This is a genomic window from Dokdonella sp., assembly GCF_049593775.1.
Classification (GTDB): domain Bacteria; phylum Pseudomonadota; class Gammaproteobacteria; order Xanthomonadales; family Rhodanobacteraceae; genus Dokdonella.
In genome coordinates this window covers 1-8,632 of record NZ_JBAWHJ010000334.1, presented here as the reverse complement: position 1 = coordinate 8,632, position 8,632 = coordinate 1, and the positions used below count along the sequence as shown (strand labels likewise).

General features: G+C 59.6%; 10 protein-coding genes. 3 read left to right on the top strand and 7 right to left on the bottom strand.

Annotated elements, in window-relative coordinates; translation table 11 throughout:
• On the top strand, nucleotides 1-424 hold a 424-nt coding region (locus WBP53_RS11635), incomplete at its 5' end, for a hypothetical protein (protein WP_423929083.1).
• Between the two features lie 15 nt (nucleotides 425-439).
• Here WBP53_RS11635 and hflD read toward each other — a convergent pair.
• The 3 genes from hflD to WBP53_RS11620 form a co-directional block, all read right to left on the bottom strand.
• Nucleotides 440-1,063, bottom strand: coding sequence for a high frequency lysogenization protein HflD (hflD, locus tag WBP53_RS11630; protein ID WP_423929081.1), 624 nt, complete (start codon nucleotides 1,061-1,063; stop codon nucleotides 440-442).
• Between the two features lie 157 nt (nucleotides 1,064-1,220).
• A complete protein-coding gene (mnmA, locus tag WBP53_RS11625; RefSeq protein WP_423929079.1) occupies nucleotides 1,221-2,333 on the bottom strand; it encodes a tRNA 2-thiouridine(34) synthase MnmA in 1,113 nt (370 codons plus the stop codon).
• Between the two features lie 5 nt (nucleotides 2,334-2,338).
• The gene (locus WBP53_RS11620) at nucleotides 2,339-2,842 is read right to left on the bottom strand and encodes an NUDIX hydrolase (RefSeq protein WP_423929089.1); all 504 of its coding nucleotides are present in this window, start codon (nucleotides 2,840-2,842) and stop codon (nucleotides 2,339-2,341) included.
• A 111-nt stretch (nucleotides 2,843-2,953) separates the two neighbouring features.
• Between WBP53_RS11620 and clpS the strand changes: the two genes are divergently transcribed.
• A complete protein-coding gene (gene clpS / locus WBP53_RS11615; protein WP_423929087.1) occupies nucleotides 2,954-3,280 on the top strand; it encodes an ATP-dependent Clp protease adapter ClpS in 327 nt (108 codons plus the stop codon).
• Nucleotides 3,281-3,327: 47 nt separating this feature from the next.
• Complete coding sequence (gene clpA, locus WBP53_RS11610; protein ID WP_423929077.1) at nucleotides 3,328-5,604, top strand: ATP-dependent Clp protease ATP-binding subunit ClpA; 2,277 nt, start codon at nucleotides 3,328-3,330, stop codon at nucleotides 5,602-5,604.
• A gap of 155 nt (nucleotides 5,605-5,759) precedes the next feature.
• Here clpA and WBP53_RS11605 read toward each other — a convergent pair whose 3' ends face one another.
• The 4 genes from WBP53_RS11605 to WBP53_RS11590 all read right to left on the bottom strand — a co-directional run bounded on the left by WBP53_RS11605 (nucleotide 5,760) and on the right by WBP53_RS11590 (nucleotide 8,571).
• Nucleotides 5,760-6,011 carry a hypothetical protein gene (locus WBP53_RS11605; RefSeq protein WP_423929075.1) on the bottom strand — a complete coding sequence of 84 codons (252 nt, stop codon included), beginning with the start codon at nucleotides 6,009-6,011 and terminating at the stop codon, nucleotides 5,760-5,762.
• Nucleotides 6,012-6,267: 256 nt separating this feature from the next.
• Entirely contained in the window at nucleotides 6,268-6,486 is a 219-nt protein-coding gene (infA, locus tag WBP53_RS11600) for a translation initiation factor IF-1 (protein WP_423929073.1), read from the bottom strand.
• A 178-nt stretch (nucleotides 6,487-6,664) separates the two neighbouring features.
• Entirely contained in the window at nucleotides 6,665-7,417 is a 753-nt protein-coding gene (gene aat, locus WBP53_RS11595) for a leucyl/phenylalanyl-tRNA--protein transferase (RefSeq protein ID WP_423929071.1), read from the bottom strand.
• The gene (locus WBP53_RS11590; protein WP_423929085.1) at nucleotides 7,414-8,571 is read right to left on the bottom strand and encodes a GNAT family N-acetyltransferase; all 1,158 of its coding nucleotides are present in this window, start codon (nucleotides 8,569-8,571) and stop codon (nucleotides 7,414-7,416) included. Before WBP53_RS11590 ends, aat begins: the two co-directional genes overlap by 4 nt.
• Between the last annotated feature and the right edge of the window lie 61 nt (nucleotides 8,572-8,632).

Here is an 8,632-nt window from a genome sequence, read left to right as displayed (position 1 = left end):
CTCCAAAGTCGAGTTCGATACCAGCCAGCGCATGAGTGTGACTACCGACGCGATCTCTCTCATCATCCTGCCCGAAGGTACCTGGATGCGCAGCGGTGGCGGAGACTGGTCCAAGCCGCCCATCGACATGAGCGCCATGGTCAAGCGGCTGGTGCCGTCCACCATCGAGGAGGTCAGGGCCGGGACGAGCAACGTGAAGGATCTGGGCATGCAGTCCGTTGATGGCCAGGAGTTGCGCGCGATCAGCTACGATGTCAATACGAAAATCATGGGAATTGCAGTGTCTTCGCAGAATGTGGCGTATCTCGATGCTTCGGGTCACATCGTTCGCTCGGTCAGCGACGGCGAAGCCATGGGGCGCAAGAGCCATACCGTGCAAACGATCCGCTACGATGATTCGATCCGGATCACTGCGCCCCGCTGAAGCGTCACTCCTGGCCTAGCCGCGATCCAGGGTGCAGCGCGCGAGCAAGCCTCGCGCCAGCATCGTGTATTCCTTGCGGCGCACCAGCAAGCGCCACTGACTGCCACCCATCTGGCGCCAAAGCACGGCAGACCTGATGCCAGCCAGCAACAACGATCGGATCTGTTCAACCCGGCGCGGATCTGAAAGGTTGACCGGATTGCCATGCACGACGATGCGCGGCCTAAGGTTCGAAAGGGTCTGGCTGTAGAGCTCGGCGAGGCGTGCCTGCACGCTGGTGTGGGCGACGCCCAGGTGGTCGACCTGGCGCTGGATGGATTCAATACCGGCGCGCAGCTCGCCCAGCATGCTGTTGCGACCTGAGAGCTTGCGCTCGAGCCTGAGTACACCGACAACCAGTTGCGAGACGACTAAGTTGCGATTGTTGCTGTCGAGGTTTTCGACCAAGACCTCCATTCCGGTCTTGATCCCGGAGAGCCCGCCAAAGACATCGGCGGCGCTGTCGCTGTCGATCCGGAACAGGCTGGCCAGGCTGGATTCGATTGCTGTGCTGTCACCACGGCCTTCATTGGCGATCGCAGCAACCTGCGAGCAGGCCTGAAACACGCCAGCGAGCGCAATTACACGGGACTCACGCATGCGCAGCAGCCGAACTGACTGCTGAACCTGCGCAACAGAAGTGACATCGGACACGAATGACGCAGCTCCGGCTTGGGAGGGCGAGCGGCCTGCAGGCGAATTCTTGCGGATAAGGTGTCAAGACAACTTCCAGTTCAGGGGTAGAGGGTGCTGCTGGCTACGCTGGATCAATCCAGCCGCCAAATGCCGCGTTGCTGCATTCTATGACGCCGCCACCCAGGCAGACCTCGCCATCGTAGAACACAACCGACTGGCCGGGTGTGATGGCGCGTTGCGGCTGGTCGAACTCGACCCTGCATCGATTGCCGTCAAGCTGAACCAGACAGCCCTGGTCGGGTTGCCGGTAACGCGTCTTCGCCACACATCGAAACTCTCGGGCGGGCGCGGCTCCCGCCACCCAGGTCGGTTCGCTGGCCTGCAAACGTGTCGACAGAAGCCATTCATTGGCATTGCCCTGGACCGCGTAGAGAATGTTCTGACCGACGTCCTTGCCAACTACATACCAGGGTTCGCCGGTTGAATCCTGCCGACCGCCAATGCCAAGTCCGCCGCGCTGGCCCAGCGTGTAATACCAGGCACCCTGGTGTTCACCGATGCGGGTGCCTTCGGGCGTGCGGATTTCGCCGGCTCGTGCCGGGATGTAGCGCCCGAGAAATTCGCGGATATCGCGCTCACCAATGAAGCAGATGCCCGTGGAGTCCTTCTTTGCATGGCTGGGCAGCTGTGCCTCACGGGCGATGCGGCGCACTTCGGGCTTTGGCAGTTCGCCTACGGGGAACAACGTTGCTGCAAGTTGCTCCTGGCCCAATGCATGCAGGAAATAACTCTGGTCCTTGTTGTCGTCGACGCCTCGCAGCAACTGCCATTGACCATCCGTGAATGCATTTCGTGCGTAGTGGCCTGTCGCGATGGTCTCCGCGCCAAGAGCCCTGGCGTGCTCCAGGAAGGTCTTGAACTTGATCTCCCGGTTGCACAGGACATCCGGGTTCGGCGTGCGCCCGACGCGATACTCCTCGAGGAAGTGCTCGAATACCTGGTCCCAGTATTCACGGGCAAAATTGCGTGCGTGAAACGGAATCCCGAGTCGCGCACAGATCGCCACCGCATCCTTGCGATCTTCATCAGCCCGGCAGGGGCCGAGGCGTTCGTCTTCCTCCCAGTTCTGCATGAACAGGCCGGCAACATCCGCGTGCGATTGCGACAACAGCATGGCGGCAACCGAGGAATCGACGCCGCCGGATACGCCGACCATGACCAGACCCTTTTCCATCCGCACTAGATCGATTCAGTGCCGGGAGTCAGCCGGGAAATGCTGTCCAGCGGAAGGCGTCTGCCGCCCAGCCAGTCATCGATGCTGGAAAGGATCAGCGGGCTGCGCAGGCGAGGGCTCGCCGCGGCGATTTCCTCGCGGTTGAGCCACAAGGCGCGCAGAATGCCGTCATCCAGCTGGTGCGAAGGGTCATGCCTGAGCGGACGCGCAGCGAACGTGAAGCGCACGAACTGACTGCCAGAAGCGGAGCTGGTCCATTGCTGGATGCCCACAAGGCAATCCAGTTCGACATGCCAGCCTGTTTCCTCGAGGGTTTCCCTGATTGCAGCAGATTGCAGGGTTTCGTCGGGCTCAAGGTGGCCGGCCGGCTGATTGATCACGGTTCGGCCGTGCACGATTTCCTCGACCAGCAGGAAGCGGTCATCCTGCGGTACAACCGTGGCTACGGTTACCCGCGGACACCATACCCTGGGCTCGTCTGTGAGTGTTTGCGTCTCTTGAATTGCCATGCTCATCGGCGCGCAGTTTACAGGAGCCGACACGATCCGAGTCTGCGGATCACTTGAACGAGGTTCGGTGGAACCTATACTGGTTGTCATCAACGAGCCTTGTCCATGCCCATGTCCCAACCTCCAGAACACGAAAACGACCGCGAACACGGTCTTGCGGTCGAAGTAGCGCCGCCCGAAGTGGCCAAGCCGCCGCTTTATCAAGTGGTCATTCTTAACGATGACTTCACGCCCATGGATTTCGTGGTCGTGGTACTGGAGACGTTCTTCACGATGGACCGCGAACGCGCAACCCAGGTTATGTTGCATGTCCACACGCGCGGAAAGGGCATTTGTGGCGTATATACAAGGGAAGTGGCGGAAACGAAGGTGACCCAGGTCAACGAGTTTTCACGGACGCATCAGCATCCTTTGCTGTGCACCATGGAAAAATCCTGAGCCACCCCACATATCCCATGCATTAGTCATCCACCGAGGCAACCCGGATGTTCAGCAAGGATCTAGAGCTCACCATCGGCCAGTGCTACAAGGAGGCGCGGGAGCAGCGCCACGAATTCATGACGGTCGAGCACTTGTTGCTCGCATTGCTGGAGAATCCTTCAGCGATACAGGTACTGCGCGCCTGCAGTGCCGACCTGGACAAGCTCGGGCGCGATCTTCGATCGATCATCGCCGAAACCGTTCCTGTCCTGCCGCCGGCTGACGAGCGCGATACGCAGCCGACGCTTGGGTTCCAGCGCGTATTGCAACGCGCGGTGTACCACGTCCAGTCCTCGGGCCGGAAGGAAGTGACCGGCGCCAATGTGCTGGTGGCCATTTTTGGCGAGAAAGACTCGCATGCGGTCTATTTCCTGAGCCAGCAGGAGGTCAATCGTCTTGATGTGGTGAATTTCCTGTCCCATGGCATCGCCAAGATGAGCGACGAATCAGTCGATCCGGCGGGTGCCGAACAGGCAGCCCGAGACGGCGAGGGCGGTGAGGAGCCGCGTGGCAATCCCCTCAACGAATTTGCAAACAACCTCAATGAACTGGCCAGTCAGGGCAAGATTGATCCACTGATCGGGCGCGAGCTGGAAGTCGAACGGACCATCCAGGTCCTGTGCCGTCGGCGCAAGAATAATCCGCTCTACGTCGGCGAGGCCGGTGTGGGCAAGACGGCGCTGGCCGAGGGGCTGGCCAAGCGCATCGTGGAAGGGCAGGTTCCGGATGTCCTCAAGGACGCCACGATTTACGCATTGGATCTTGGCGCCCTTGTCGCCGGGACCAAGTACCGAGGTGATTTCGAAAAGCGTCTGAAAGCAGTCATCAACCAGCTCCGCAAGGAACCTGGTGCCATTCTGTTCATCGATGAAATTCACACCATTATTGGTGCCGGTTCCGCATCCGGCGGCACGATGGATGCCTCGAACCTGATCAAGCCGATGCTTGCATCGGGCGAGATGCGCTGTATCGGATCGACGACGTTCCAGGAATATAGGGGCGTTTTCGAGAAGGATCGCGCTCTTGCACGACGTTTCCAGAAGATTGACGTGGTTGAGCCCAGCGTTGCCGACACCGTGGAGATCCTCAAGGGGCTCAAGAGCCGCTTCGAAGAACATCACCATGTCGAGTACACCGGAGAAGCGTTGAAGGCGGCTGTGGATCTCTCGGTCAAGCATATTTCTGACCGCCTGCTGCCAGACAAGGCCATCGATGTCATCGATGAAGCCGGAGCGCGCCAGCGGCTGTTGCCCGACGATCAACGCACGGGAACGGTTGATGTTCCCGAAATCGAGTACATCGTTGCGCGCATGGCTCGCATTCCACCCAAGCAGGTTTCCGCTTCGGATCGTGATGTGCTGCGCAATCTCGATCGCAACCTCAAAATGGTCGTGTTTGGCCAGGATTCGGCCATCGAGGCCCTGACCAGTGCCATCAAGATGGCGCGTTCAGGCCTGGGTGACCCGAACAAGCCGATCGGCAATTTCCTGTTTGCCGGGCCGACCGGGGTCGGCAAGACCGAGGTCACTCGCCAGCTTGCCCTGCAGCTTGGAGTCGAACTGGTTCGTTTCGACATGTCCGAGTACATGGAGGCGCATTCCGTCTCGCGCCTGATCGGCGCCCCTCCCGGCTATGTCGGGTTTGATCAGGGAGGCCTGCTGACGGAGCAGATCGTCAAGCATCCACACAGCGTGCTGCTCCTCGATGAGATCGAGAAGGCGCACCCGGATGTCTACAACGTGCTGCTTCAGATCATGGACCGCGGTGCGCTGACCGATACGAATGGCCGTGAAGCGAACTTCAGGAACGTGATCGTCGTCATGACGACCAACGCGGGTGCCCAGACAGCAGCCCGGCGCACGATCGGATTCGTCGACCAGAACCATTCTTCAGACGCGATGGAAATCATTCGCAAGGCCTTCACGCCGGAATTCCGCAATCGGCTGGATGCGATCGTGCAGTTCGGAGCGCTGGATTTCGAACATATCCTGCGTGTAGTCGACAAGTTCCTGATCGAACTGGAAGCGCAACTGCAGGACAAGCAGGTATCCCTCGACATCGATGCCGAAGCCCGCAAGTGGCTGGCAGAGAATGGATTCGATCCGCAAATGGGTGCACGGCCGATGGCCCGCGTCATTCAGGACAACGTCAAGCGCGCACTGGCCGACGAACTGCTGTTCGGCAAGCTGGCCGAGGGTGGCAAGGTCAAGCTGACCGTACAGGATGGCAAACTCAAGGTGGAGTCGGAAGCTGCCGTAAAGCTGCCGGCCGTGGTCGAGTAGCGAGAGCTTCGATGTTGCCGTCTGTGATCCTGCGGCATGTTTTTGCAGGCATCGACATGTTGGGCATCGCTTTGCTCAGTCCAACCTGCGAAGCGGCAGGTCTCGCCGGAATTTCGCAGGTTGGTGGTGAGCGCCAGCGAACCCCAGCGCTACTGTCAAGCCATAGCCGATCGAGCCGCCGTGGTGCAGGGGTCGGCCGGCAGATGGAATGCCGATCCGTCGATGCGGGTTTCGATCAATTCAGGTGGTGAGTAAAGCGTGTTGTTCTTGAGAGAGGTCTGGCTCAATTGACCATTCGGCAAGGCAGCGACACGGTAGCGCTCCAGGTAGTAGTCGTCTTCCGTGTCCACGCTGATCCCATCGACCTGCAACGTCCGCGCAGTCTCGATGCCGTCAGCGAATTCCAATGTCCCGCTTTCGAGCAGGATCCAGAGTTCGCCCTGGTTGCCGCAACGTCGAAAGTGGATGACAACTGTACCGTCGGCAATTCTTGTCAGATATTGTCGCCGGGACGTCCGTTTGACGCCTCGTTGCTATTGCCTTGCCAAACGCCCAGTAGCGAAGATCGACTCGGAGCGCCGGCCGGATGATGGGCACACACTGAAACCATAAGCGCCAGCAAGCTCAGCAGAGCAAACGAGCGCTTCATGTTCGCTGTGTGTCTTACTTCATCCGGTAGGTGATGCGACCCTTGGTCAGGTCATAGGGAGTCATCTCGACCTTGACCTTGTCGCCGGTGAGGATGCGGATGTAGTTCTTGCGCATCCGGCCCGAAATATGGGCGATGACCACGTGGCCGTTTTCCAGCTTTACGCGGAACATGGTGTTCGGAAGGGTCTCGAGGACCGCACCTTCCATTTCAATGACGTCGTCTTTTGACATTTTTCCCTGGGCTTCATACTCGGAGTGGCCGAGAAGGCGCGGAATTCTACACGATCAGGGCTGATTATATCGAAGGGATCGGCATGAATAGCGATATCCCTTCAGGATTGGTGCGCCAGATCGGGCTGCAGACACCGGATTTCCTGCGCGCTGCGTGGATCGGAAGGCCGCTGGACGCTCACCACGACGGCTGCTGGCCGGGCGAGGTATTGCCGAGGTTCCTGATCGTGTTCTTGCCGAACCACGCAGTCCAATTGCCGATTTCGCCCGGTTGCCTGACCAAGCTGGCGATACATTCGCCGAACTCGCCACGGCTGATCTCGAAGGCACCCAGGGACTCAAGGTGGCTCGAGCTGACTTGAGCGTCCAGCAGGGAAAATCCGTTCGCGTCCAAACCCTTGCACAACGCCAGCAAGGCCAGCTTGGACGCGTTGTCGCGCAGGCTGAACATGGATTCCCCGAAAAACATGCGGCCTACGGCAACTCCGTAGATGCCGCCAATCAGGATGTCCTGATCCCAGATCTCCACTGAATGGGCATGTCCCTCGCGATGCAGGTGTCCATAGGCGGCCAGCATGGCTTCGGTAATCCAGGTGCCATCACCATCGCGACGGGGGGCGGCACAATGGCGCATCACCGCGTCGAACGCCGTATCTGCGCGAATGGTCCAGTCACAGTTCCTGACCCAGCGCTTGAGTCGCCGTGGAACATGGGGAGTGGCGGTCGCGAGCACCATGCGTGGATCGGGCGACCACCAGAGAATGGGCTGGCCTTCCGAATACCAGGGAAAGATGCCTCGCGCATAGGCCTCCAGCAATCGCTCGGCACTGAGGTCGCCACCGAACGCAAGCAAGCCATTCGGTACCTCAAGTGCCTGTTCGACGGGCGGAAAGGAAAGGTCTTTCCGGCTCAGTTGGGGCAAGGTGATCATGCGGCGGCATCATCGGCGGCAGTAAACGGGGAGTGCTGCATCAGATCCTGTCTGTAGTCCGCCAGTGCCAGCGTTTCTCGGTGCAATGCATCACTGATGGCTTGGCTGAACCTGGGATCGGCGATGTAGTGGAAGGAACGCGTTGCGCGCGGCAGGAAACCTCGTGCGATTTTGTGTTCTCCCTGGGCGCCAGGTTCAAACCACTGCAGCTTGTGTTCTATGCAGTATTCAATGCCCTGGTAGTAGCACGCCTCGAAATGCAGGCCTGCAACCTGCTCGTGAGTGCCCCAGTATCGTCCATAGAGGGTGTCGCCTCCACGCAGGCACAAGGAAGCGGCAATGATCATGCCGGCCTTGCGACAGAGTACGGCGATGATCTGGCGCGGCATGGATCGGCCCAGATGACGAAAGAACGATTCCGTCAGGGCAGGGTGGTTGCCGTGCGCCTCGAAGGTCGACAGGTAGAGGTCGTGAATAGCGCGCCAGTCTCCCGGATCAAGCTCTTCGCCGTGGCGAATCTCGCAATGAACGCCGGCCGCCAGTACGCTACGCCGTTCCTGGCGGATGTTCTTGCGCTTCTTTGGCTTGAGCGCGCCAAGATACTCCTCGAAATCACTCCAGCCGCGGTTTCTCCAGTGGAACTGCCAGTCCATCCTCGGCAGCCAGCGAGTGCCCGAAAACGCAACTGCACCGGACGAGTCGACGAAGTTGAGATGCGCGGAAGAAAGCCCGTTTGACTGAACGTGGTGTTCAATCGCCGAGATCAAGGCTCGACGACGTAATTCGCTGCCATCGCCGCCACCCACCAGCAATCGTGGTCCGGTGACCGGTGAATAAGGCACTGCGCAAAGGAGTTTGGGGTAGTAGTCCAGACCATTGCGCTGATAGGCGCCCGCCCAGGACCAGTCGAATACGAATTCGCCGTGCGAATTGCCCTTGAGGTAGATCGGGGCGGCAGCGACCAGCGTGTCGTCCTCGTACAGCCCGATCGGACACGACTGCCAGCCGAAAGCGGACTGGATGCAGTCGTGTTCTTCCAGCCCGGCAAGAAAGGCGTGGGATGTGAACGGATGATCACTGCCGACCAGGTTGTCCCACGCCTCGACGGCGATCTCGCGAACGCCGTTGTGCATGCGGATTTCAGTTGGCGCCATGGGCTTGGCTACGCGTGCTTTTTTCGTAGGAAACGGCTTCAGCCGTGATGCTTCACGTTGT

Bases quoted from the DNA above. Each gene is read 5' to 3' on its own strand.
- hflD (WP_423929081.1), bottom strand. From the start codon at position 1,063: ATGCGTGAGTCCCGTGTAATTGCGCTCGCTGGCGTGTTTCAGGCCTGC.
- mnmA (WP_423929079.1), bottom strand. From the start codon at position 2,333: ATGGAAAAGGGTCTGGTCATGGTCGGCGTATCCGGCGGCGTCGATTCC.
- WBP53_RS11620 (WP_423929089.1), bottom strand. From the start codon at position 2,842: ATGGCAATTCAAGAGACGCAAACACTCACAGACGAGCCCAGGGTATGG.
- clpS (WP_423929087.1), top strand. From the start codon at position 2,954: ATGTCCCAACCTCCAGAACACGAAAACGACCGCGAACACGGTCTTGCG.
- clpA (WP_423929077.1), top strand. From the start codon at position 3,328: ATGTTCAGCAAGGATCTAGAGCTCACCATCGGCCAGTGCTACAAGGAG.
- infA (WP_423929073.1), bottom strand. From the start codon at position 6,486: ATGTCAAAAGACGACGTCATTGAAATGGAAGGTGCGGTCCTCGAGACC.
- aat (WP_423929071.1), bottom strand. From the start codon at position 7,417: ATGATCACCTTGCCCCAACTGAGCCGGAAAGACCTTTCCTTTCCGCCC.
- WBP53_RS11590 (WP_423929085.1), bottom strand. From the start codon at position 8,571: ATGGCGCCAACTGAAATCCGCATGCACAACGGCGTTCGCGAGATCGCC.